Genomic DNA, 24014 nt, shown 5'->3' with positions numbered 1-24014 from the left:
GAGAGCGGATGAAAGACCCGATCGCGCACCCGCGCCTAGGCCTAGCGCTCGGACTGGAACAGCGGCGTCAGCCAGCGGCTCCACAGGTGGTAGATGCCCACGTGCGTGCGCCGCGGCGCAGGGCTCGCGCAAGACATGTGCATACGCCCTTACGCCGTCGCCGCGTCGTCGCGCACCGCATCCCGCTTCAGCCAGAACACTACCGCCACGGCCACCATCACCAGCGGCACCACGAAGCCGAACTCGTCGATGGCGTAGGGCGTGATGTTGCCGCGCGGCTCGGTGATCGGGGTGAAGAAGGCCTGGATGAACAGGTTGTGGCTGGCATGCATCACCGCGCAGGGCCACAGGCTGCCCGAACGCAGACGCAGCCAGGTCAACAGCACGCTGCTGGACAGCACCAGCACCACGAAGCACGGCATCGCGAACCACCACGGCGTGCCGGCGTTGTAGTCGGCGAACAGCAGGATCGGCAGGTGCCAGGCCGCCCAGATAGCGCCGGTGACCAGCGCGCCGCCGGTGAAGCCCAGCCGCGCCACCAGCGCCGGCGCAAGGAAGCCGCGCCAGCCGATCTCCTCGCCCAGCGCGGTGGACAGGCTGCGCACCATGCCCACGCTGCCGAGCAGCACGAAGTACACCGCCGTGTTCAGCCACGCCGGCGCGCCACCGAAGCCGAGCGCGTGGCCGATCTTGCCGAGGAACTGCGGATTGCCGAAGCCGCCCAATCCGGCGCCCCAGACGATCGCATAGGCCACCGCGGCGTAGCCGAGCGGCACCAGATAGGCCAGCCACGGCCAGCGCCACGCGCCCCAGCGCCAGCCGAGCCGGCCCGGCCCTTCGCCGCGCAACCGGCAGGTCAGCAGGGCGGCGATGCCGGGGCACCACATCAGCCCGGTCACGTACATGCCCATCGCCCCGCCGAGGTGGCCGGTGGCGATGACCAGCGCATAGAACACGCAGCTCAATGCGAACGTGAGCAGCAGGAACAGGCCGATGCCCGAGGACGATCCGGTGCGCGCCATGGCTCGCTTCCCCTTGATGGAGCGCCATGCATAAGCCAGCCGCACACGCTGGCGCAAGTGCGGCTGGTCAGCACCCGCCGGAGGAACGGACGCCTAGCCGTCCAGCTCCACCACCCGCGGCATCACCTCGCGCCCGTCGATCAGCAGCTCGCCCACGCCGATCGGCAGCTTGAACCGGCGCCGCCCGGCGCTGCCGGGGTTGACGTAGAGCACGCCCTCGCGCTCATCCACCAGCGGCCGGTGCGAGTGCCCGGAAATCACGATGTCCACGCCGGCCGCCCGCGGGTCGATCGCCAGTTGCTTGAGGTCATGGAGTACGTACAGGCGCATCTGGCCGATCTGCAGTTCGGCGGTTTCCGGCAAGCCGGCCAACTCCACGCCAAGGTCGTTGTTGCCGCGCACGGCAACCACCGGAGCCAGTTCGCGCAGGTGCTCCAGCAACGCCGCGCTGCCGATGTCGCCGGCATGGATGATCCGCTCGCAGCCGCGCAGGAAATCGACGGCGGCCGGCCGCAACAGGCCGTGGGTATCGGCGATCAGGCCAACACGGATCATCGGCAAGGCATCTCCATGGCAGGGCAAAGGCGGGACGCAGGCAGGCTAGCGCGCGGTATGCGACCGCGCCGTCATGGCGCTTGAATCCACGCGTCATCGCGCAGCCATCCATACGGGGGAAAATTCGCGGCGTCGGCACCGCGAGCCGAACCTGCGCGATTGTTCCGTCCGCACCTGTCCGGACGGACGCGCACCGTCCGCGGACAGCATCGGCACGGCAGGCAGGGCCAAAGGAAATGGCGCAACCATGCGGCTTGGCGGGCGTTCAAACCTTTGGCACGCATCGTGCCATCCAACACGCAAAGACCCTTCCACCCAACGGAGAACCGCCATGAAATTCGAAACCCTGATGCTGAACTGCCTGTTCGCTGCCTGCCTGGTGCTCTGCCTGGGCGTGATGAGCTCGATGCTGATCCTGCCGGCGCCGACGGCCCTCGCGGGCGCCCACACGTCCGCAGTGGCGGTGCATGCCGTTGGCTGAGCTGGCTGTGTCCGCCGGCGACACGCTTCCAGCAACGGATCGGCTCCCGGCTACTTCGCGTGCCACTTGTCGTCCTTGCCCTTCTCGTACTCGTTCTTCACTGCCGACCAGGCGACCTTGAACGACACTTCCTCGCGCGATTCGTCGCCGCGGCGCTTGTCGGGTGAGGCGTATTCGTCCCAGGCGCTGTTGAATGCTTCCTTGAAGATCTGCTGCGCGTGCTCGGGCAGGTTGTCGCGCACGGAGCCGGGCAGGTCGCGGGTGGATTTGTAGGGCATGGCGGGGCCTCCTGGAGATCCACCGCACCGTCCACCCCGCCGCATCAAGCTCGCGTCAAACCCCTTGCAGGCGAACGCGGCCAGCTAGCGCGACACGTGCCGGTCGCCCGCCACGAACCATCGCCAGGGTTCCGCAGCCGCGCGGGTGATGCCGATGCGCGGGGAGAGGCCAGGCTTGGCCGGCGGCGGCATGCCATCGTCCACCAGGGTGTAGCCAGCCATACCCTCGACCAGGTCGATGCCGTCCTGCGCACCGGCGATGCCCATCGCCTGGCACAGCCGCGCGGGGCCGCGGCACAGGTCGCGGTCGTGGCGACAGGCCGGCCGCGCCGCGCGCATGGCGGACAGGCCGGTCAGCGGCGCCAGCGCGCGCAGCAGCACGGCCACGCCCTCGCCCTCCTCGCCGCACACCGGGTTGCAGCACCAGTGCATGCCGTAGGTGAAATAGACATACAGCAGCCCCGGCGGACCGAACATGGTCGCGTTGCGCGCGGTACGCCCGCGCCAGGAATGCGCGGCCGGGTCGATCGCGCCGACGTAGGCTTCGGTCTCGACGATGCGCCCGCTGCGCCCGTCGGCACCGAGCAGCACCTTGTTGAGCAGCGTCGGCGCCACCTCGCGCGGATCGCGGCGATAGAAGTCCCGCGGCAGCACGACGGCGGAATGGCCCAGCAACGAGGCGATGAAGTCGGGCGTCATCCGCACAGCATGCCGCGCCGCCGAGCCGGCATCCGTCAAAGCTCGAAGCGATAGGCGAGCTTGACCAGCAGCTGCTCGCTGTCACGCAGGTCGAAGGCACGGCCGAACTGGCTGCCGGCCTCCTCGAAGCGCGGGTCGAGCGCGTAGCCGCCGCGGCCGTACACCACGTACAGGTCGGACAGCGGCGCCAGCTCGTAGCGGTAGCGGATCTGGAAGCCCAGCTGGCGCACGCTGAAGTCGGACACCGGATCGCCCACGGGCATCGCGCGCATGTCGCCAGTGACCCGGTAGGCCTGCAGCAGGCGCGCATCCAGCCCCAGCGCCTGCAGCCTCACGCGCAGCTCCTGGCGGTTGCCGATGTTCCAGTTGACGCCCGCATCGAGCAGCACCGAATGGCCATCGAAGCTGCCGACCAGGTTGTCGTGCTGCCAGATCAGCCAGTCGGGGCTGAACTGGTAGTCCACGCCGCTGAACACGCTGAAGGCGTCGTTGATGAAGTAGGTCGGCTGGAACATCGCCTCGTAGCCGATGCGGTGCAGGCCCACGCGGTCGCTGCCCTTGAGCGTCACCTCCGACTTCCACGCCCAGTCGCCCTTGCGCGGGCTCTTGCGCAGCCAGTCCAGCAGGGCGCTCGGCCGCGTGCGCAGCGCGCCGTGGCCGCGGGTGAGCAGGTCGTCGTGCGCGGCGGCGTCCAGGTTGAGCTGCCAGTCCTCCTCGCCGCCGTCGCGCAACTGGCTTTCGCGGATCACGCGGAACTGCCGCTCCAGCGGCAGGCCGTGGTCGTTGTCGATGCCGATGATGCGCCAGCGCCACAGGTGCGAGGCGTAGCGCGACTGGGCCGGCAGTTCGGCGAAACGGCGGCGCAGCTCCCAGTGCGCGTAGTTGAGGCTGTTGCGCGGCAGGTAGCCGAAGTCGTTGAGGTCGAGCTTGTCGTCGAAATGCATGCCCAGCCACTGCTGGCTCCAGCGCTCGTTCATCTCGTACTCGACCACCGAGGTGGCGCCGATGCCGCGCACGGCGCGGCCGTGCTGGTCGATGACGCTGCCGACCGCGTTGCTGGTGACGGTGAGCTGCGCGTTGGGCTGCCAGCGATGATCGATGCCCAGCACGTCGGCGTCGCGGTCGAGCCACGGGCGCTCGACGCGGGTGGCGAGCATGCCCAGCGTCTGCGTGCCGAAATCATGGATGAGCCGCAGCGCCGAGAAGCTGCGGCCGGCATCGCCGCTTTCCTGCGCCGCCAGCACGCCGTAGCGCGTGGCGCCCACGCTGCCGTTGAGCTTGAGCGCCCCGGTCACGTCGCCGGCGCCGTTGCCGTCGTCCGCCGCTCCGCCCACGCGGCGGGTGTAAATCAGCTGGCTGTGGTCGATCAGCAGGCCAAAGTCGAAGATGCCCTGGTTCTCGGTGAAGAACGGCCGCTTGTCGGTGAAGAAGGTTTCCTCGGCGCCGAAGTTCACCACCAGGTCGTCGCTCTCGACCTGGCCGAAATCGGGGTTGACGGTGGCGGTCAGTTGAGTCTGGCCGTTGGGCTTCCAGAGGATGTCGGCACCGCCCTTGAAGCGGTTGTCGCCGTGCACCTGGTCGTGCAGGCCGACCACGTACGGCGTCACCGCGAACAGCGACTGCGTATAGGCCGGCAGCGTCACCGGGCGGAAGTCGGAGAGGAAGCGCGGCTTGTTGAAGCTCGCCACCGGCCAGGCATCGCGCTCGCCGGTCGAGCCGATCACGCGGTCCAGGTACAGGCCGATGGTGCGCTGCCCGTCGACGGCGCCGCGCATCGGCGCGATGTACCAGGGGATCAGCATCTCCACGCTCCAGCCTTGCGCATCCTCGCTGACGGCGTGCTTCCAGTTGCCGTCCCAGTCGGTGTTGAACTCCTTCTGCTGGGTCAGCACCGCATCGTTGATGTCGTTGCTGAGGGTGACCATGAAGTTGTAGCCGGTGCGCCCGTCGCCGTCGAAATCCACCATCAGGTTCACGCGGTCGACCTGCGCCTGCTCGTCGCGGCGGATGCGCTGGTGCGTGCGCGGCACGCCCGGCGGCTGGATGCAGCGGAAGGCGATCGCCAGGCCCTCGGGCGTGGACAGCACCCAGGCCTCGGTCGGCAGGCTGCCCGGCTCGCCGTTGAGCGGCTGGGTCTTGCGGAAATCGGTGATGTGCATGGCGCCCTGCCACTCCAGCGGATCGATGTGGCCATCCACGTCGACCGCCATCGCCGGCAGGGCCAGCAGGGCGAGCGATGCGGCCAGGGCGCGCACGGCGCGATGGCCACGGGGCAGGAGGGGGCGACGGGCGGGAAAAGACATCGGTGGCGTGGAAGGCGGGGGACGGATGGCAGCATAGGCGGCTCCCCAGCTGCGGCCGACTGGCGAAAGTCACGCCAGCGGGCGTGTCCGCGGACAGCCTGGCGCTTCAGTTCACCGCGGCTCGGCGATCTGCGCCTGCAAGGCCGTGTCCCGCGGCGGCGGCTGGCGCGGATGCCGGGTCGAGCGGTGATAGTCCAGCCACGCCACCAGCCCAACCAGCGTCAGCACGCTGGCGCCCAGCGCCAGATGCAGCATGTCCACCGACAGCAGCGGCGAGAGCACGCCCGCCACCACGCTGCTCAACATCAGGCTGGTGAACGCCTGCACCGACGCAACGCCACCGCGATGGCGCGGAAAGCGGTCCAGCAGCAGCAGGGTCAGCGTGGGGAAGGCCAGCTGCACGCCCACGCCATGCAGCACCAGCGGCAGGATCGACCAGGGCAGCCGCGGCTGCGGCAGGGCCAGCGCCAGCACCAGGTGCAACGCGCAGGCCAGCAGCAGCGCCGCATAGCCCAGGTTCACCGTGAACACCACGCCGCGCCGCCCGGCCAGTCGGCCGGACAGCCACGAGCCGCCCACCAGCCCCGCCACCACCGGCACGAACAGCCACGGAAAACCTTGCGCCGACAGATGCAACAGTCCGCGCACGATGTGGGGAGCCGATGCGATGTACAGGAACAGTCCGGCGAAATTGACCGAGAGCGACACCAGCAGCGGCCACAGCGGCCGGTCACGGGCGAAAGTCAGGTAACTGCCCAGCAGCGGCTTGAGCGCGAAGCGGCTGCGCCGCTCGGCCGGGTGGGTCTCCTCCAGCAGCACTACCAGCAGCGCCGCGAGCAACGCGGTGAAGCCCGTCAGCACCCAGAAGATCCCGTGCCAGCCGTCCAGCCCGAGCAGTTGCGCGCCCACCATCGGCGCGATCACCGGCGCTACCGAGAAGATCATCATCACGCGCGACATCAGCCGCTGCGCCGCCTCCCCTTCCAGGCTGTCGCGGATGATCGCGCGCCCCACCACCAGGCCCGCGCCGGCGCAGGCGCCCTGCACGCCGCGGCATACCAGCAGCATGGCGAAGGACACCGACAGCGCTGCGCCCACCGACGCCAGCGCATAGCCCAGCATGCCCGCCACGATCACCGGCTTGCGCCCGACCGCATCGGAGATCGCGCCATGGAACAGGCTCATCGCCGCGTACGTCACCAGGTACACGCTGAGCAGTTGCTGCAACGCCACCGTATCCACGCCGAAGGCCAGGCCGACCAGCGGAAAGGCGGGAAACACCGCATCGATCGAGAACGGACCGATCATCGACAGCCCGGCGAGCAACCACGGCAGGCTGCGCCGGATGGGGGGATGCATCGTGGTCATGGAGAGGGTGTCGGGCAGCGGCGGCGAGGATGCCACGGGTGCGGGAGGCACCCGCGTGCCACGGCATTCCGCGCCGATGCCCAGGGCCGGCAGGCAGGCTCCCCGCACGACTGCGTGCCACGGCGCCACCGGTTGGCTGTCCCCTGCCCATCCGCTAGCATCCCTCCCGGGAGATGGCATGCCTCCCGTTCCCGACGGAACGAACCACCCCGACCGATGGCAATGGCGACGGGGTTGATGATGCCTGCACACCGGACCGTTCCGGGTGCGGGCGTGTGCCCGTAGCGCGGACGTCCGACCACTTGGTCTTTGAGGAGCGCTCTCGTGGGCTACACCGGATTTCTTGCGATCGGTTTTGGCGGTGCCATCGGCTGCTGGCTGCGCTGGCTGCTGGGCAACCTGCTCAACCATCTCTTTCCCACCCTGCCTCCGGGCACGCTCGCGGCCAACCTGATCGGCGGCCTGCTGATGGGCTGCGCGATGGGCGTGTGGGACCACTTCCAGGCGCTGCCGCCGGAACTGCGCCTGTTCGTGTTCACCGGGTTCCTCGGCGGCCTCACCACGTTCTCCACCTTTTCGGCCGAGTCCTCCACCCTGCTGCTGCGCGAGCAGTACCTGTGGTTCGGTGGGCACCTGCTGGTGCACCTGGCCGGATCGGTCAGCCTGACCCTGCTGGGCATCGCGCTCACGCGCGGCCTGCTGCGCCCCTGACGAGGAGCACCCATGAGCGAAACGACGATCGACGGCGTGCAGCTTTGCTTCTACGCCCACCTGCGTGCGCGCCACGACGGCAAGCTGCTGTCCGAATGGCTGCTGGACCAGGCCCGGCGCCTGGGATTCGGCGGCGGCTCGGTGTTCCGCGCCACGGCAGGCTTCGGCCGCCACGGCGTACTGCATGAGGAGGCGTTCTTCGAACTGGCGGACAACCTGCCGGTGAAAGTGGAATTCCTGCTCCGGCCCGAGCAGGCCAATGCCTTCATCGCCCACGTGCGCGGCGAAGGTGTCGACGTGGTCTATGCAACCTCGGCCATACGCTTTGGAGTTCTCGGCGCGAAGTGAAGCGCGCCGCCGCCTGACAGGAGCGCTGGAATGCCGATGCGTCAGCAGCAGTCCCTGAAGCGCCGTGCCGCCGACCTGCTTGCGCTGGCCGGCATCCGCCTCGGCGACGGGCCGCCCTGCGATCTGTGCGTGCACGACGAGCGCCTGTACGCACGCGTGTTCGCGCACGGTTCGCTGGGCCTGGGCGAGGCCTATATGGACGGCTGGTGGGACAGCGACGACCTGCCCGGCCTGTTCACCCGCCTGCTGCGCGCGCAGATCGACGAGGAGCTGCGCACCCTCGACACGCTGATCGCACACCTGAAGGCCCGCTTCATCAACCTGCAGCGCGGCGAGCATGCCTACGAGATCGGCCGGGCGCACTACGACCTGGGCAACGACCTGTTCCAGGCCATGCTCGGCGAGCGGCTGGTGTATTCCTGCGGCTATTGGGCCGGCGCTGAAAACCTCGACGACGCCCAGGTCGCCAAGCTCGACCTGATCTGCCGCAAGCTGCGCCTGCGACCCGGCCAGCGCGTGCTCGACATCGGCTGCGGCTGGGGCGAGGCGCTCAAGTACGCGGCGCAGAACTACGGCGTGGAAGGCGTCGGCATCACGGTCTCGCAGGAACAGGCCGCCTACGCGCAGGCACTGTGCGCAGGGCTGCCGGTGCAGATCCGCCTGCAGGACTACCACGAGCTGGACGAACCCTTCGACGCGATCATGTCGATCGGCATGTTCGAGCACGTCGGCGCGCTCAACTACCGGAGCTATTTCGAGACGGCGCGCCGCTGCCTGCGCGATGACGGGCCCGATGGCGGCGGACTCTTTCTGTTGCATTGCATCGGCAGCAACGGCGCACCCTCGCGGCCGGATCCGTGGATCGAGAGGTACATCTTCCCCAACTCGATGATCCCGGCGATGAGCCAGACCGCCGCGGCACTGGAAGGCCTGTTCGTGGTGGAGGACTGGCACAACTTCGGCGCCGACTACGACCGCACGCTGACCGCCTGGCGCGCCAACTTCGACGCCGCCTGGCCCGCGCTTGCGCACCACTACGACGAGCGCTTCCGCCGCATGTGGCACTACTACCTGTCGGTCTCCGCCGCGGTCTTCCGCAGCCGCCGCGACCAGCTCTGGCAGCTCACCCTGAGTCCGCGCGGCGTGCCCGGCGGCTGCCGCGTGCCGCGGTAGGAACACCGCTCCTGGCGCCGTCCGCCGCGGCTTCCGTCTCGGCCTGCGCCATGCGCCTGGCGCAGCGGGCTCATCCGTGCCGTGCGGGAACCGGCAACCCGATCGATCGGCGATGCGCGCCTTGGCGCCGGTAGCGGCAGCCCGTCTGGCCTGAATGCGGAGAGGCGCCACCCGGGGCCCACCGCCGACCTGGGACATGCTCGCCCGGACGCGCCCGACCGGAACCGCGGCCGCACTGAAAGCCACGTGACTGTGGTAAATCTCCGCCGGGGGACCGCGACAAGAAGGGATGCAGCAGCGATGTTGGGAGAGGGGCCAACCCGGGTGGCATGGCAAAGCGGCGAGTACACGATCGTACCCGCCGCCCGGCGGCTGCTGCGCGAAGGACAGCCGGTCGATCTCGAGGCCAAGGTGTTCGACCTGATCCTGCTGCTGGTCGAAAACCGCGACCGCGCCGTCGCCAAGCAGGAAGTGATCGCCACCCTGTGGGGCCATCGGCCGATCACCGACGCCGCGCTCAGCCAGCTGCTCTACAAGGCGCGGCGCGCACTCGACGACGACGGCGAGCGACAGGCCGTGATCCGCACCGTGTACGGCCGGGGGCTGCAGTGGGTGGCCGCCGTAGCGCCGGCGCCAGCAACAGCGGCCAGTTCCGAAGATTTCCCGGTCCCGGACGTCCCAGCCGCCCCGGCGGCCGCGCCGATCACCGCGCATCGGTCGCGCTGGACATATTTCGCCAGCAGCATTGCGGTGCTGCTCGCACTCGGCGCGCTTGCGTTCTGGTTCGTTCCGGTCAGCAAGGCACCGCCTGTACCGGCCCCGCCACGGCTTGCTATGTTGCCCACCATCAATGCCACCGGTGATCCGACGCTCGACTGGGTCTCCCACGGCCTGCCTGGCCTGATGACCAGCCTCCTGGGGCAGGTCCGGAGCATCAACGTTATCGATGCCCTCCAGGTGGCGCATGTTTGGGATTACACGCCACCGGCCGGCCGCGATCGCGCCCAGCATGCGCGTTTCGTCACGCACGCCGACATCGTCATCGACAGCCGCCTGCGCAAGCTTGCCGACAAGCTTTATGAGCTGGACCTGCACCTCGATCCCGGAAAACTCGCTGCCCCAAGCGACGTCGTGGTCACGGGAGAGCAGCCCGGAACGCTCGGCATCGAGGCGATCGCGCGCATTCGTCGTGCGCTGCGGCTCGACGCTACGGCGCAGGTCGAAGGCGCCCGGCCCACAGACGCCTATCTGGCCGAGACGTTCGCGCGCGGGCTGGACGAGGCGATGCGCGGCCGCTGGATGCAGGCCAAGCCCTATTTCCTCCTCTCCGCGCAGAGCGCACCGACCTTCCTGCCCGCCCGCTTCCGGCTTGGCGAAGCTCAGGTGGCTACCGGCGAGCCCGACCAGGCCGGGCGGACCCTACAGGAGGTGCTGACTGCGGCGCATGCCGATGGTGACGATCTGATGGCCGCCGGCAGCCTGGTCCAGCTGGCGCAGCTGGCCATGAACCGCCACCACTACGAAGATGCGCTGAAGCTGCTGGAACGTGCCGTCCCGCTCGCCGGACACGACGCAAACATCGGTGTCACCGTAGCGCTCAAATCGGTCAATGTGGCTGCTCGGCTGCACCGGTTGCCTCTGGCCCGTGAAAAGCTGTCCCTGGCCCGCAGCCTGATCGACAAGAATCAGCTGCTAAACCGGATCGCCGACCTTCACAACAGCGAAGCCTTTATTGGCGAGGCCGAGGGAAACGTAACGGCGACCGAGGCGGCCGACCGCGCGGCGCTTGCCGCGAGCGAGGCGATCGGCAACGAACGCGACGCACGGGCGGATGCCTACAATCTCGCATTGATGCTTGCCCGCGAGGGGAAGAACGGCGAGGCGATACGACTGTTTGCAAATAGCTACCGTCGCTCGCTGGGCGCCGACCCCTGGCTGACCTTCGCCGCCGGTGACAACCTGGCCATTGCTCTGCTCAACGCCGGCTTGAGTTCCAAGGTGGAACCCATTGCCAGCGAGTTGCTGGCAACCGCCAAACAACAGAACAATTCCGTATGGCAAGCCTTGGTATGGATGCTGCGTGCGGGAAGTGGCTGGTACGAGGGAGACCCAGCCGGATCGCTGGCGGATTGCCGCAAGGCGGCGGCATTGGTGGATCGGGCGCAGGATCCCGCGTTGTGGCTCGCAGTCCGCCTGAGCGAGGCTTCCTCGGCGCTGCTTGCCGAACCGGGCGCCCTGGCAGCGATCCAGCATGATACGGACGCCTTGATCGACGCTCAGAAACAACCCGGTGATTACGCCTACGAGCGCATGCTGATCCACGCCATGGCCGCCTCCGCCGCGGGCCGCGGCCCGCAGGCACAGAGCGCGCTAAGCGCTGCAGCCACGGGGCCTCGTCCCAACGATCCGACAGGCGACAACCTGCATTACATCGGGTTGGTCATCGCCTTGCGCGATCACAGCGCGGCTGACGCCGCGATCGCACTGGCTGGCTTTGATCCCGACACTTCCGCCAGCGCAGACGTACTGCGCCTGTACGACCGATGGATGGCGCAGCAGGGCAACGACACCAACCGCACTCGCGCCGCAGCGCGCCTGACCGCCTTGCGCACGGAAGCCCTGGCCGCGCTCGCGGCCGCTCCCTTGGAAGCCCCCCTGGCTTCGCCATGACCAGGCAGTAGCATTCCCAGCGGACAAAACCGCCGCCACGCAGAGCCCACATGAAACCCCTATCGTCGCTCACACTTGCCGTACGCTGGGTATTTCCCGGTTCCAAGCGGCCTGGGCCAATGGTCTGGCTGCGCGGACTGGTGGTGGCGCTGCTGCTCGCTTTCTTCGCCATGCCTTCAGCGGCCCATCCGGCCCTGTGGGCAGTCAGGGACGCCGACACCACGATCTACCTGTTCGGCACCGTGCACCTGCTGCCGCACGACACCGGCTGGCACTTTGCCGAACTGGACAAGGCGCTGGCGGGCAGCCAGGCGTTGTACGTGGAGATCACCGACGACGACCAGGCCAACATGACGGCGCTGGTGCTGCGCTTCGGGATGGACATGGCGCACCCGCTCGACAGCCTGCTTACGCCGTTCGATCGCGGGCGGCTCGATCGCGCGGCTCGCCTGGCCGACGTACCCGGCGGCGCGGCCGCGCTCAACGTCATGCGGCCATGGCTGGCCGCGCTCACCCTTGCCATGGCGCCGCTGGCCAAGGCCGGGCTGGATCCGACCGAGGGCGTGGACAGGCAACTGCGCGCGACGATGGCGAAGGCCGGCAAGCCGGTGCACGGGCTGGAGACCGCCGAGCAACAGATCCGCTTCCTCGCCGACATGCCGCAGGCCATGCAACTGGCCCTGCTGCGCTCCACCCTGCGCGACACCGACCGCGCCGTGGTCGATCTGCGGGCGATCATCGAGGCCTGGAAGAACGGCGACGAGGCGGCCCTCGCCCGCCTGGAAAACGACCTGATGCGCCGCGAGGAGCCGCAGCTCTACCAGCGCCTGCTGGTCGAACGCAACGAAGCGTGGGCCAAGCGCATCGCCGCCATGCTGCAACAGCCCGGCACCGTCTTCATCGCCGTCGGCGCCGCCCACCTGGCCGGGCCGGACAGCGTGCAGGCGCAGCTGGCCAAGCATGGCATCGGCTCACAACGGCTGTAGGGCTTCTTCCCGGGGGACCGTGGGGCTTGCGGGCATGCCCGCCACCCAAGTGCTTGACCGGACGGGAAAGTAAGAATCCGTAACGAGACCCTAAGAGGGGCATCAAGCATGCGCCGGCGCGATCGGCTGCGATACGGCCCTCGCCGCAATCCGCGGACGCCCTTCCAACGCAGCCAGGCCTACGGACATGCCCCACCCATACGCTCAACTTCGCATCGCCCCGCCGCGACACAGCCGCTCCATCGCCGCCGGCTTCGTCGCAGCCATCGGCCTGGTCCTGTCGCCGCCGGGCGCGGCGGGCGACGCTCCGCCATACAGCTCCAGGGGCAGCCACGCCACGCTGGTCTATACCATCGACATTGCCGGGCACACCCACAAGGGAAACGCCAAGGCCGGCACCTACTCCGATGACACCGTCCACCAGCGCCTGGACGGCACCCTGCACCTGGCCGGCACGCAGGGTACCGTGGGCCGCGTGGAAAACGCCCAGCAGCTGATCGACCAGACCGCCCCCGCCCGCCAGGTCATGGGGCCGGCGATCGAAGAGGCGGTGAATACCTGCGGCGACGACGAGGCCTGCATGACCGCGGCGATCACGAAGATGTCGGCCGACATGAAGCGCAACCATCCCGGAATGCTCGACGAAGCCAGGAAAACGAAGGCCCAGTTCAGCCGCCACGACATCGGCGGCTGGGCGTTGGACCCCCGGAAACCCCGATGTTCCCTGCATGCCGTCACACAAGGGTCTTCGCGCTACCGCACCATCGATGCGGGCGAGGGCTACAGCGACTACGTCACCGGGTCGAAGGAGCGCCACGGTGAAGGGCGCGAGGACTGTACGACCAAGGGCATGCTTGACCTGCCCGAGGCGCGTGCCAACTGGAACGGCGACACCCGGATGCTGAAGCTCATGCTGCCCGGCCTGAGCGTGGACGAGCAGACCCGGGATTCCGACGGCAAGACGGACACGGCGAAGGTCACCATCCCCGATGTGACGCTGGACGACCTGCACTGGTCCGGCAAGGGGCCGCAGAGCGGCCAGCAGACGCGCCAGGTGACGGCGGGCGGCATCCCCGCCACGATGACGATCCGCTGGACCTTCACCCCCGACCGCGCGTAAGGGAGTCCACCATCATGCAGAACGGATTCGCGCATGCGATGGCATGGCTGGCCTTCGCCTGGATCGCGCCATGGGCGCCGCAGGTCCATGCCGCCTGCGTTCCCACGGCGGCGCCCTACCGCGTGCATCGCGCCACGGACCTCACTTCCGGACCGAGCGTCCCGGCCAATCCTGCGCCCACCCACCATGGCACCTGCTCGCCGGACTTGGCCGATCGCGTGCCCGCAATCGACGCCGCGTTCGGAAAGGCCATCGCACTCGCCCAGCCCATGGTCGCGGACCGCGTCCGCGACGGCGCAGCGCTCGCCAGCATCTCCAACCGAAAGTACCCCATCGTCCAGGGATATCCATGAAATGAACGCTTACCGATTCACGCTGCCGTTGCTCGCCCCGCTTGCCCTGGCCTCCATTGCCCATGCGCAGGCGGTGCCCGCCAACTGCGCAGCCAAGGCCGTCGCGACGATCGAGGCGTTGGCCCGCCATGACCATGACGGTGCCCGGCGCAACCTGGACGCGCAGCTGGTTGCGAACTCGCGGCAGATGGAACCGATGTGGGACGCCCTGATCGAGCAGAACTGGGGCCCATACCGCTCGCACGACAGCGCCGAAACCACCGCCAACGGCGACCACACCACCACGGTGCGGCTGCCGCTCCGGTTCGACCACGGCGAAACCACCGCGACCTTTACCTGCAGCCCGAAGGAAGGCGGCGCCATCGCCGAATTCTCGCTGCTGTAGCGAACTACCTTCGCCCGCCGCAAATGACGGCGTCCGGGCTCACATGGGAAACCGGGCAACCGCCGGACGGCGCAGTCAGCCGCGGCCGGCCGATCCCACGTTGCCCTCTACTGGAGGCACTGATGTACAGACCCCTCGTCTTCGCCCTCGCCTGCCTGGCGTGCGGCGCCAGCCACGCCTCATCGCTCGGCGAAAAGTGCATCGGCCGGGCACCCGGGCTTGCCGACAGCCTCACGGCGCGCGACTACGTGAATGCCAACCGGCAACTGGGCCCCATCATGGATTCGATGTTTTCGCCCGACACGCTCAAGCTCAACTGGGAAGGGATGCTCCATGAGGACGGCGCCTATCAGTCGCATGGCGCTCCCTACATGGTCCAGGACGATGGCAAGGATGCATTCGTCCGCGTACCGCTGAAATTCGCGCGCCGGACCAACACCATGCAGATCGTGTGCAGCGAGGATTCCGGCGGCCAGATCGACAGCCTGTCTTTCTTCTAGCAGGCCGCTGGCCCGCCCGCCAAAGCAGATCCGCCCCTGCCTGCGCCGCCGAGGGACCGGCGGCTGCGCTGTCCCGCCCGGGTCCAATCTGGCACCATCGGCCGGTTACCTGCGCCAGAAAGCCCCCCGCATGAACCTGCAAGCCAATTTCGAACAGATCCCGCTCAAGGAATACGCCGAGCGGGCCTACCTCGACTATTCGATGTACGTGGTGCTGGACCGCGCGCTGCCCTTCGTGGGCGACGGCCTGAAACCCGTGCAGCGGCGCATCGTCTACGCGATGAGCGAACTGGGCCTGGCCGCGACGGCCAAGCCGAAGAAATCCGCGCGCACCATCGGCGACGTGATCGGCAAGTTCCATCCGCACGGCGACACCTCGTGCTACGAGGCGATGGTGCTGATGGCGCAGCCGTTCTCCTATCGCTACCCGCTGGTCGACGGCCAGGGCAACTTCGGCTCGCCCGACGATCCGAAGAGCTTCGCGGCGATGCGCTACACCGAGAGCAAGCTCAGCCCCATCGCCGAGGCGCTGCTGGGCGAGCTGGCGCACGGCACGGTCGACTGGGTGCCCAACTTCGACGGCACGCTGGAGGAGCCTTCCTGGCTGCCCGCGCGCGTGCCGCACGTGCTGCTCAATGGCTCGATGGGCATCGCCGTGGGCATGGCCACCGACATCCCGCCGCACAACCTGCGCGAGGTGGTGGCCGCCTGCATCCACCTGATCGACAACCCGGACGCCACCGTCGCCGACCTGGCGCAGCACGTCCCCGCGCCGGACTACCCGACCGCCGCGGAAATCATCACCCCGCGCAAGGAGCTGCTGTCGATCTACCAGACCGGCACCGGCTCGCTGCGCGCCCGTGCGGTGTACCAGGTGGAGGACGGCAACATCGTCATCACCGCGCTGCCGCACCAGGTCAGCCCGTCGAAGATCCTCGAGCAGATCGCCGCGCAGATGCGCGCCAAGAAGCTGCCGATGGTGGAGGACCTGCGCGACGAGTCCGACCACGAGAACCCGATCCGCCTGGTGGTGGTGCCGCGCTCCAACCGCGTGGACGCGGCCGAAGTGATGCAGCACCTGTTCGCCACCACGGACCTGGAAAAGAGCTTTCGCGTCAACCTCAACATGATCGGCCTGGACGGCCGGCCGCAGGTGAAGGACCTCAAGAAGATCCTCACCGAATGGCTGAGCTTCCGCACCGACACGGTCACACGCCGCCTCACCCATCGCCTGGGCAAGGTCGAACGGCGCCTGCACCTGCTCGAAGGCCTGCACATCGCCTACCTCAACCTGGACGAGGTGATCCGCATCGTGCGCTCGGAGGACGAGCCCAAGCCGGTGCTGATGAAGCGTTTCAAGCTGTCCGAAGAACAGGCCGACTACATCCTCGAGACCAAGCTGCGCCAGCTCGCGCGACTGGAGGAGATGAAGATCGAGGCCGAGCGCAACCAGCTGGAGGAGGAGCGCGCCCGCATCAACGTGCTGCTGAAATCCCCGGCCAAGCTCAAGGGCCTGATCAAGGAGGAGCTGCGCGCCGATGCGGCCAAGTACGGCGACGCGCGCCGCTCGCCGCTCATCGAGCGCGAAGTGGCGCAGGCGCTGGACGAGAGCGCGCTGGTCGCCAGCGAGCCGGTCACCGTGGTGCTGAGCCAGAAGGGCTGGATCCGCGCCGCCAAGGGCCACGACGTCGACGCCGAAGGCCTCAACTACCGCGAGGGCGACGGCCTGCTCGCGGCGGTGAAGGCGCGCACCACGCAGCAGGTCGCGGTGATCGACTCCACCGGCCGCAGCTACTCCACGCCCGCGCACACGCTGCCCTCGGCGCGCGGCAACGGCGAGCCGCTGACCGGCCGCTTCAGTCCCCCGGCGGGCGCCAGCTTCGATGCGCTCGCCGCCGGCGACAACGACGCGCGGCTGATCCTCGCCACCGACTTCGGCTACGGCTTCGTCACCCGCTTCGAGGCCCTCACCGGGCGCAACAAGGCGGGCAAGCAGATCATCAGCCTCACCGAGGGTTCCAGGATCCTCGCGCCGCAGGCCAGCGCCGATCCGGCGCGCGACCGCATCGTGGTGGTCACCACCGAAGGCCACCTGCTGATGTTCTCCGTCGCCGAACTGCCGGAACTGGACAAGGGCAAGGGCAACAAGCTGATCGAGGTGCCCAAGGCCAGGCTCGCCAGCGGCGAGGAACGCGTGGTCGGCGTCGCCGTGGTGGCCGAAGGCAAGGGCGAGGTCACGCTCTACGCCGGCCAGCGCAAGCTCACCCTGCGCTGGAACGACCTGGTCGAATACGGCGGCAACCGCGCCACCCGCGGCGGCCTGCTGCCGCGTGGCCTGCGCCGCGTCGAACGCATCGAGACCACCGGCTGACGTGCTTGCTCTCTCTCTCCGGCGGGTAGAGGAAGAAGAGCCGCACCTCCGCGACCTTTCCTCCTTCTCTCCGGCGCGGGGAGAGGAAGAAGAGCTACACCTCCGCGGGCTTTGCTCCCTCTCCGCGCCGGGGAGAGGGTCGGGTGAGGAGCCAGTCTTGCCGCGCCGCCCCTGCAAAGCGAAGCTGCTCCGATCGCTTCCGAGAACTTTCTTCCCCCTGCCCACTCCAAGCCCGGTACACGCCATCACGCGCCATGCGTTGCCAAAGCATCGCGCCACCGGATTCCCCATGCGTCCCAAGCTCGCCCCAAGCATCCTCCTCGCCAGCCTGCTGGTCCTGCCAGCCTGGGCGCAGACCTCCGGCAAGCCGCTCAACCTCAAGCTCCCGCCGAGCGACCTGCCTGCCGCAGCGTCGACCGCCCCCAAGCCCGCCAGCGCCCCCGGCGTCTATTACGGCGACACCAGCGGCCATACCGCGGCCGACGACGAGGCGGCCACGCCCGACTGCGACGACGCCACCTACAACCAGCCGCAGGTGCACGGCAGCGTGGGCATGGGCGTGATGAGCGGCAACCACGTCGATGGCAGCTACCAGCGCGGCACGGTCAACCTGAGCAAGGCTTTCGGCAGCTGCGGGCACCCCGGCGGCGGCGTCAGCCTCTCGATCGGCGCGGGCAGCGGCCACTTCCACGGCCGCGGCCACTGACGCGAGGGCCACGCTGCGCTAGCCTTCCGTTCCGGCATGCAGCGAACGGAAACCCATGCACGGTGAATACAAGATGCCGGGCGGCAAGCTGATCGTGGTCGACCTGGGCATCGAGAACGGCTGCCTGGCCAACGTCCAGGTCAGCGGCGACTTCTTCCTGGAACCAGACGATGCGCTGCACGCGATCGATGCCGCGCTGGAAGGCCACGGCGCCGGCGCCGAGGAGCACGTCCTCGCCGCGGCGGTGCGTGCCCGGCTCGCGCCGGGCGTGATGATGTACGGCATCTCGCCGGAGGCCATCGCCATCGCGGTCCGCCGCGCGATCGACCAGGGAGCCCACGCATGACCCGCACGCGCTGGCGCGACCACGACTGGCGCCTGGTCCACACGGCCCCGCAATCGCCCGCACTGCACATGGCGCTGGACGAGGTGCTGACCCACGCGGTCGGCGCCGGCCATCGCCCGCCGACGCTGCGCATCTGGGAATGGGCGGCGCCCGCGGTGGTGATCGGGCGCTTCCAGTCGCTGCGCAACGAGGTCGATGCCGAGGCTGCACGGCGCCACGGCATCGAAGTGGTGCGGCGCGTCTCCGGCGGCGGCGCCATGTTCATCGAACCGGGCAACACCATCACCTGGTCGATCTGCGCGCCGCTCTCGCTGATCAAGGACATGAGCTTCCAGCAGGCCTATGCCTGGATGGATGCCTGGACCCTGGAAGCGCTGGGCGAACTGGGCATCAAGGCCTGGTACCAGCCGCTCAACGACATCACGTCCGAAGGCGGCAAGATCGCCGGCGCGGCGCAGGCCCACCGCGGCGGCGCCGTGCTGCACCACGTCACCATGGCCTATGACATCGATGCGGCCAAGATGCTCGAGGTGCTGCGCATCGGCCGTGAAAAGCTCTCGGACAAGGGCACGCAGAGCGCGGGCAAGCGCGTCGATCCGCTGCGCAGCCAGACCGGCCTTTCGCGCGCGGCGATCATCGAGCACATGATCGCCACCTTCCGTCGCCTGCATGGCTTGGCCGACGACACGCTGCGCGCCGACGAACTGGCGCAGGCCGAAACCCTCGCCCGGGAAAAATTCTCCACCGCAGCCTGGACCGCCGACGTCCCCTGACGTGTGGGCGAAAACCCGGCCTTCCATCAGTGTCCAGCCCGGCCGCAAGCATGCGACCTGCTGAAACTTCGGTCGGGCAGACTCGGGGCCATGCGCGATAGCGCCCACCCGACTGCAAGGTGAACCGCGGCGACTCACGCCATGGCAGCGGTAAGTAGCGGCTAAGCGTCGAGGCGCAAAAGGTGTGGGCGCGGTTTTCCCCGGCCGCCACACCCTCGCAACCGCAGGACCCTGCGCGACTCCGTCCGGGCAAGACCCACCCGCGGCCCGGCCGGGACGTTCGCAAGCGGCGCAGGTGTGGTGTCCGCTGCCGGCCCTTGCGGCAGCACACGACATCAAGGGCGATTGTCGCCAAAGGTCCAGTGAATGAGCACGTCGTCCCTGTACGTTGCCATTGCCCGGAGCATGCTCGGCCGCGCCGGCGTGTACGCCGCCAATCTCCTGTCGATGGTGATACTGGCCCGCCTGTTCACTCCGCGGGATTTCGGCACGGTCGCCTCCATCGCGGTGTTCTCCTCGTTTTTCCAGTTGATGACCGAAGCGGGCCTGGGCCCGGCGATCATCAACCTGAGGGTGCTGTCGCCGCGGGACAGGAACGGGCTGTTTGGGCTGACCGTGATGACCGGCATGGCGCTGGCCCTGATGTTCGAGGCGGCCCGGCCCCTGTGGCAGGCCTTTTACGGCCTGCCACGGGTAGGCGAAGTGGTGCCCTACGTGGCCGCCTCGCTGCTTTTCTATGCGGCCTCGATCGTGCCCACGGCCCTGCTGCTGCGCGACCAGGCCTTCTACCGCATCGCCAACGCCGGCGTGGCTTCGGAGCTGGTTTCCACGGGTGCATCGCTGGTGCTGCTGCGGCTGATCGATCCCCTGCACGCGCTCGCGTCGAAAGCCGCCTTCAGCGCCGCAGTCAATTTCGCCACCACCTATTATTTTTCTGGCAGGACGCAATTCGGCCGTCCGAGCTGGGGGATGCACTTTCGCGCGATCCGGCCCCTGCTCTCCTTTTCCAGCTACCAACTGGGCTTCAACGTCCTCAACTATTTTTCGCGCAACCTGGACAACATCCTGGTGGGCAGGTACCTGGGCACCGCGCCGCTGGGCATCTACGACAAGGCCTATCGCCTGATGCGCTATCCGCTGGTGCTCATCACCTTCGCCATGACGCCGGCGATCCAGCCGGTGGTCAAGCAGTACGCGCACGACAAGGCGCAGGTCGAGGCGATCCAGCGGGATTTCCTGTGGCGGCTTTCGCTGATGGGCGCGGTGGCCGGCCTGTTCATCTACCTGCTGGCGGGCGACATCGTCGCATGGCTGCTCGGCCCGCAGTGGAACGCCGTGGTGCCGGTCATCCGCATACTGGCCATCGGCATTCCCGTGCAGGTCGTGCTTTCCACCAGCGGCAGCTTCTACCAGGCGATGGACCGTACCGACCTCTTGTTCGTGAACGGCGTGTTCTCGTCCGCGGTGATGGTTTCGGCCATCGTCTGGGGCGTGCTGCAGCGCGACCTGTCCAAGCTTTCCTGGGCGCTGGTGGTGGCTTTCCATGCCAACTTCTTCTTCGCCTATTACGTCATGTACTCGCGCATTTTCGGCAAGGGCCTGCCGGCCTTCCTGGCGAAACTCGCGCCTTCGGCCCTGGTGGTGATCGGCATGGTGGCCTTCCACCATTCCTTTGCCGGATCCCCAGCACCGACAGGGCTCCCCGCCGCTCCTTCGCTGTACACCCACGCGCGGCCTGGCATCAACGCAACGCCGCGGCAGCACCTGCCGCTGCGCGCGTTCCGCGGCATGCCGCCGCGCGACGGCGGCGAGCTTAACCGGAGAAGCCCTGGCGGCGAGCTGCACATCGGCATCAACGGCTGACCTGCCGCGGGCCCGAGCCGCCCCATCCTTCGCCTTGCGTCACTTGTTCCGCGCACCGGCCGCATGCACGATCGGCTTTCCGTTGCATGGACAAGGAGAAGCAGATGCGCGTCTTACGCATGGCCGCCCTGGTGGCGGGACTGGGCCTGGCCCTGGCTGCACAGGCCGCCGACACCGATACATGGAAGCTGCCGGTCGCCGTCAAGAAGCTGGACAACGGCCTGACCGTGGTGGTGTCCGAGGACCACAGCTCGCCCACCGTGGGCATCAGCATGGTCTACCACGTCGGCATGCGGCTGGAGCCGCAGAACCGCACCGGCTTCGCCCATCTGTTCGAACACCTGATGTTCGAGGGCACCCCGGATGCACCCAAGGGCACCTTCGAGCGGGTGATCCAGGGCGGCGGCGGCGTCTTCAACGGGTCGACCCGCGCCGATTACACCAACTACGTCGCTTCGGCGCCCTCTTCCGCGCTGGCGCCGATCCTGTGGCTGGAAGCCGACCGCATGAAGTCGCTCGACTTCAGCGCCAAGAACCTTGCCAACCAGCAGAACGTGGTCAAGGAGGAGATCCGCGTCAACGTAAAGAACCAGCCCTATGGCCTGTTCTACTGGACCAGCCTCAACGCCCTCGCCTTCGACAAGTGGGCCAACAAGCACGACGGCTACGGCTCGTTCAAGGACCTGGACCACGCCAGCATCGAAGACGTCAAGGCCTTCCACGACAGCTTCTACCAGCCGGCCAACGCGGTGCTCGGCATCGCCGGCGACGTCACGCCGGAGCAGGCCTTCACGCTGGCGCAGCAGTACTTCGGCAAGATCCCCGCACGCGCGCTGCCGGAGCGCCCCGACGTTTCCGAGCCGCTCAACACCAAGCCGCGCCACGCCGAGGAAACCGACGCGCTGGCCAAGGTGCCGGCGCTGGCCATCGGCTGGAAGATGCCGCCGCGCGGCAGCGCCGACCAGGTGCCGATGATGGTGCTCTCGCAACTGCTGGTGGGCGACGACGCCTCGCGCTTCTACCAGGGCCTGGTCAAGGGTCGCCAGTTGCTGCTCAGCGTCCGCGGCGGCGTGAACTTCCCGCTGGGCGCGGGCAGCGACTACGCCGGGCCCACGCTGCTGGGCCTGTTCGCCCTGTACAAGCCCAACGCCACGCCCGACCAGGTGCTCGGTGCGATCGACCAGGAAATCGCCAAGGTCGTCGACCAGGGCGTGGACGAAGCCACGCTGGCGGGCGTGAAGACCAAGATGCTGTCGGACTGGTACGGCGGCCTGGAAGACTTCCTCGACCGCGCCGACACGCTGGCCAAGCTGCAGACCCTGTGGGGCGACGCCAATGTCGCCAACCGGATGCCCGGCTGGATCGAGGCGGTGACCGCCGACGACATCAAGCGCGTGGCGCGCACCTATCTCACCGACGCCAACCGCAACGTGGTCGTGCGCCGTCCCGTCGCGGCGCCCGCCGCCGCCACCGACCCAGCCCCCGCCAAGTGAGGACCGCCATGAAGACGAACAAGACGTTCCAGTTGCTCGCGCTGGCCGCGGGGCTGTCGCTGGCCGGTTTCGCCCAGGCCGACACCGCGCCGCTGCCGAAGGACCTGCCGGCCTACGGCCCGGAAAAGCCGCTGCCCACCCCGCAGATCCAGCAACGCACCCTGCCCAACGGGCTGACCGTGTGGGTGGTTCCGCGCGAGGGACTGCCCATGGTCAACGTGGCGCTGGCCGTGCTGGGCGGAACCGCCGCGGACGACGCAGCGACCCCGGCGATTTCGCGCATGATGGCGCGCCTGCTCGACGAGGGCACCGCCGCTCGCAGCTCGCGCCAGATCGCCGAGGCGCTGCGCTCGATCGGCGGCGAGTATGCCGCCGCCGCGGATTCCGACGCCGTCACCATCCGCGCCAGCGCGCTGGCATCGCACGCGCCCGAACTGCTCGCCCTGGTCGCCGACACGGCGCTGCATCCAAGCTTCCCGGCCAGCGAGGTCGCGCTGGCCAAGGCCAACGCCATGCAGGAACTGAAGGTGCAGGAATCGAGTCCGGCCTGGCAGGCGCAACGCGCCTTCGACCACGCCGCCTTCGGCTCCCACCCGTATGCGCGCGACTCGCTCAACGAAGCCAGCGTGCAGGCCAGCGATCCGCAGACCTTGCGCGCGCTGCACGATGCCCGCTTCCAGCCGGGCCGTGCCCTGCTGGTGATCGTCGGCCGCATCGACGCCACGCAGGCGTTCCACCTGGCCAGTGAACAGTTCGGCGGCTGGGCATCGACCGGCAAGGCCTTGGCGAAGACCGTCCCCGCCCCGCGCGAGGCTTCGGCGCGGCGATTGATCGTGCCGCGCGCGGGCGCCGTGCAGAGCAACATCCGCTACGGCCGTCCGGTGATCCCTGCCAGCAACCCGGACTTCATCCCGCTGACCATAGCCGACACCATTCTGGGCGGCGGCTTCACCAGCCGCATCACGCAGGACATCCGCGAGGACAAGGGCTATTCCTACAGCCCGTTCTCGCGGTTCAATGCCCAGCGCGCCGGCGGCAGCGCTCTGGCCCGCGTCGACGTGCGCAACGAGGTCACCGGCGCCACCCTCACGGAGCTGGCCAAGCTGTACGACGGCATGGCCACGCAGGCGCCCAGCGCAGAGGAACTGACCGGCGCCAAGCGGCTGGTCGGCGGCATCTACCTGCTGCGCAACCAGATCCAGGGCGCGCTCACCTGGACGCTGGCCAACTACTGGGTCGACGGCCTGCCGCCGGACTTCCTCGGCCGCTATGTGGCCGAGGCCAACAAGGTCACGGCGGACCAGGTGCAGGCCGTGGGGCGCAAGTACTTCGCCCCGAAGGACCAGAGCATCGTGGTGGTAGGCGACCCCAAGGCGATCGACGCGCAGCTGAAGCCGTTCGGCACGTTCGAGGTGTTCAAGCCCTGACCCGGCGGCATGCGGCCGCCGGCATCGCTGGCGGCCGCATGCCATCCGAACGCGGCGGTCGCGAAGTGGCCGGCGTGGCGCCG

Annotated in this window: 23 protein-coding genes and 1 riboswitch; of the genes, 17 read left to right on the top strand and 6 right to left on the bottom strand. The window is 68.6% G+C overall.

Going from position 1 to position 24014, the window contains the following annotated elements:
* Positions 1–149: 149 nt before the first annotated feature.
* Positions 150–1022 (bottom strand): CPBP family intramembrane glutamic endopeptidase, encoded by an 873-nt coding sequence (locus tag HOQ08_RS07175; RefSeq protein WP_291192759.1) that lies wholly within the window; start codon positions 1020–1022, stop codon positions 150–152.
* A 93-nt stretch (positions 1023–1115) separates the two neighbouring features.
* Positions 1116–1577, bottom strand: a complete 462-nt coding sequence (locus HOQ08_RS07170; RefSeq protein ID WP_291192765.1) for a metallophosphoesterase family protein — start codon at positions 1575–1577, stop codon at positions 1116–1118.
* A gap of 331 nt (positions 1578–1908) precedes the next feature.
* Between HOQ08_RS07170 and HOQ08_RS07165 the strand changes: the two genes are divergently transcribed.
* Entirely contained in the window at positions 1909–2058 is a 150-nt protein-coding gene (locus HOQ08_RS07165) for a hypothetical protein (protein ID WP_291192757.1), read from the top strand.
* A gap of 50 nt (positions 2059–2108) precedes the next feature.
* Here HOQ08_RS07165 and chaB read toward each other — a convergent pair whose 3' ends face one another.
* The 4 genes from chaB to HOQ08_RS07145 all read right to left on the bottom strand — a co-directional run bounded on the left by chaB (position 2109) and on the right by HOQ08_RS07145 (position 6706).
* Positions 2109–2336, bottom strand: coding sequence for a putative cation transport regulator ChaB (gene chaB / locus HOQ08_RS07160; RefSeq protein ID WP_291192755.1), 228 nt, complete (start codon positions 2334–2336; stop codon positions 2109–2111).
* Between the two features lie 84 nt (positions 2337–2420).
* A complete protein-coding gene (locus HOQ08_RS07155; protein WP_291192753.1) occupies positions 2421–3035 on the bottom strand; it encodes a DNA-3-methyladenine glycosylase in 615 nt (204 codons plus the stop codon).
* A 35-nt stretch (positions 3036–3070) separates the two neighbouring features.
* Positions 3071–5290, bottom strand: coding sequence for a DUF5916 domain-containing protein (locus HOQ08_RS07150; RefSeq protein WP_291192751.1), 2220 nt, complete (start codon positions 5288–5290; stop codon positions 3071–3073).
* 159 nt (positions 5291–5449) lie between these two features.
* Positions 5450–6706, bottom strand: coding sequence for a multidrug effflux MFS transporter (locus HOQ08_RS07145; protein ID WP_291192749.1), 1257 nt, complete (start codon positions 6704–6706; stop codon positions 5450–5452).
* A 160-nt stretch (positions 6707–6866) separates the two neighbouring features.
* Positions 6867–6960, top strand: a riboswitch (Fluoride riboswitch).
* Between the two features lie 70 nt (positions 6961–7030).
* Here HOQ08_RS07145 and crcB point away from each other — a divergent pair.
* The 16 genes from crcB (at position 7031) to HOQ08_RS07065 (ending at position 23931) form a co-directional block, all read left to right on the top strand.
* Positions 7031–7417 (top strand): fluoride efflux transporter CrcB, encoded by a 387-nt coding sequence (gene crcB / locus HOQ08_RS07140; protein WP_291192747.1) that lies wholly within the window; start codon positions 7031–7033, stop codon positions 7415–7417.
* Positions 7418–7429: 12 nt separating this feature from the next.
* Positions 7430–7765, top strand: coding sequence for a DUF190 domain-containing protein (locus tag HOQ08_RS07135; protein WP_291192745.1), 336 nt, complete (start codon positions 7430–7432; stop codon positions 7763–7765).
* 36 nt (positions 7766–7801) lie between these two features.
* Positions 7802–8938 (top strand): cyclopropane fatty acyl phospholipid synthase, encoded by a 1137-nt coding sequence (gene cfa / locus HOQ08_RS07130; protein ID WP_291192763.1) that lies wholly within the window; start codon positions 7802–7804, stop codon positions 8936–8938.
* A 324-nt stretch (positions 8939–9262) separates the two neighbouring features.
* Positions 9263–11608, top strand: a complete 2346-nt coding sequence (locus tag HOQ08_RS07125; RefSeq protein ID WP_291192743.1) for a winged helix-turn-helix domain-containing protein — start codon at positions 9263–9265, stop codon at positions 11606–11608.
* A 50-nt stretch (positions 11609–11658) separates the two neighbouring features.
* The gene (locus tag HOQ08_RS07120) at positions 11659–12594 is read left to right on the top strand and encodes a TraB/GumN family protein (protein WP_343203816.1); all 936 of its coding nucleotides are present in this window, start codon (positions 11659–11661) and stop codon (positions 12592–12594) included.
* 187 nt (positions 12595–12781) lie between these two features.
* A complete protein-coding gene (locus tag HOQ08_RS07115; protein WP_291192741.1) occupies positions 12782–13714 on the top strand; it encodes a hypothetical protein in 933 nt (310 codons plus the stop codon).
* Between the two features lie 14 nt (positions 13715–13728).
* On the top strand, positions 13729–14067 hold the full coding sequence (locus tag HOQ08_RS07110; RefSeq protein ID WP_291192739.1) for a hypothetical protein: 339 nt from the start codon (positions 13729–13731) through the stop codon (positions 14065–14067).
* Between the two features lies 1 nt (position 14068).
* Positions 14069–14452, top strand: coding sequence for a hypothetical protein (locus HOQ08_RS07105; protein WP_291192737.1), 384 nt, complete (start codon positions 14069–14071; stop codon positions 14450–14452).
* A 122-nt stretch (positions 14453–14574) separates the two neighbouring features.
* A complete protein-coding gene (locus HOQ08_RS07100) occupies positions 14575–14952 on the top strand; it encodes a hypothetical protein (protein ID WP_291192735.1) in 378 nt (125 codons plus the stop codon).
* A 130-nt stretch (positions 14953–15082) separates the two neighbouring features.
* The gene (gene parC / locus HOQ08_RS07095) at positions 15083–17323 is read left to right on the top strand and encodes a DNA topoisomerase IV subunit A (RefSeq protein ID WP_291192733.1); all 2241 of its coding nucleotides are present in this window, start codon (positions 15083–15085) and stop codon (positions 17321–17323) included.
* A gap of 289 nt (positions 17324–17612) precedes the next feature.
* Entirely contained in the window at positions 17613–18029 is a 417-nt protein-coding gene (locus HOQ08_RS07090; RefSeq protein WP_291192732.1) for a hypothetical protein, read from the top strand.
* A gap of 55 nt (positions 18030–18084) precedes the next feature.
* Positions 18085–18375, top strand: a complete 291-nt coding sequence (locus HOQ08_RS07085) for a biotin--protein ligase (protein WP_291192730.1) — start codon at positions 18085–18087, stop codon at positions 18373–18375.
* A complete protein-coding gene (locus tag HOQ08_RS07080) occupies positions 18372–19148 on the top strand; it encodes a biotin/lipoate A/B protein ligase family protein (RefSeq protein ID WP_291192728.1) in 777 nt (258 codons plus the stop codon). The genes HOQ08_RS07085 and HOQ08_RS07080 overlap by 4 nt, the downstream gene beginning before the upstream one ends.
* 366 nt (positions 19149–19514) lie before the next feature.
* The gene (locus tag HOQ08_RS07075) at positions 19515–21011 is read left to right on the top strand and encodes a lipopolysaccharide biosynthesis protein (protein ID WP_291192726.1); all 1497 of its coding nucleotides are present in this window, start codon (positions 19515–19517) and stop codon (positions 21009–21011) included.
* A 104-nt stretch (positions 21012–21115) separates the two neighbouring features.
* The gene (locus HOQ08_RS07070) at positions 21116–22504 is read left to right on the top strand and encodes a pitrilysin family protein (protein ID WP_291192724.1); all 1389 of its coding nucleotides are present in this window, start codon (positions 21116–21118) and stop codon (positions 22502–22504) included.
* A gap of 8 nt (positions 22505–22512) precedes the next feature.
* On the top strand, positions 22513–23931 hold the full coding sequence (locus HOQ08_RS07065) for a pitrilysin family protein (protein ID WP_291192722.1): 1419 nt from the start codon (positions 22513–22515) through the stop codon (positions 23929–23931).
* Positions 23932–24014: the final 83 nt, after the last annotated feature.

This window comes from Frateuria sp., from assembly GCF_013362045.1.
In the GTDB taxonomy this organism is placed as follows: domain Bacteria; phylum Pseudomonadota; class Gammaproteobacteria; order Xanthomonadales; family Rhodanobacteraceae; genus Frateuria_A.
This window is presented reverse-complemented; position numbering and strand designations above follow the sequence as displayed.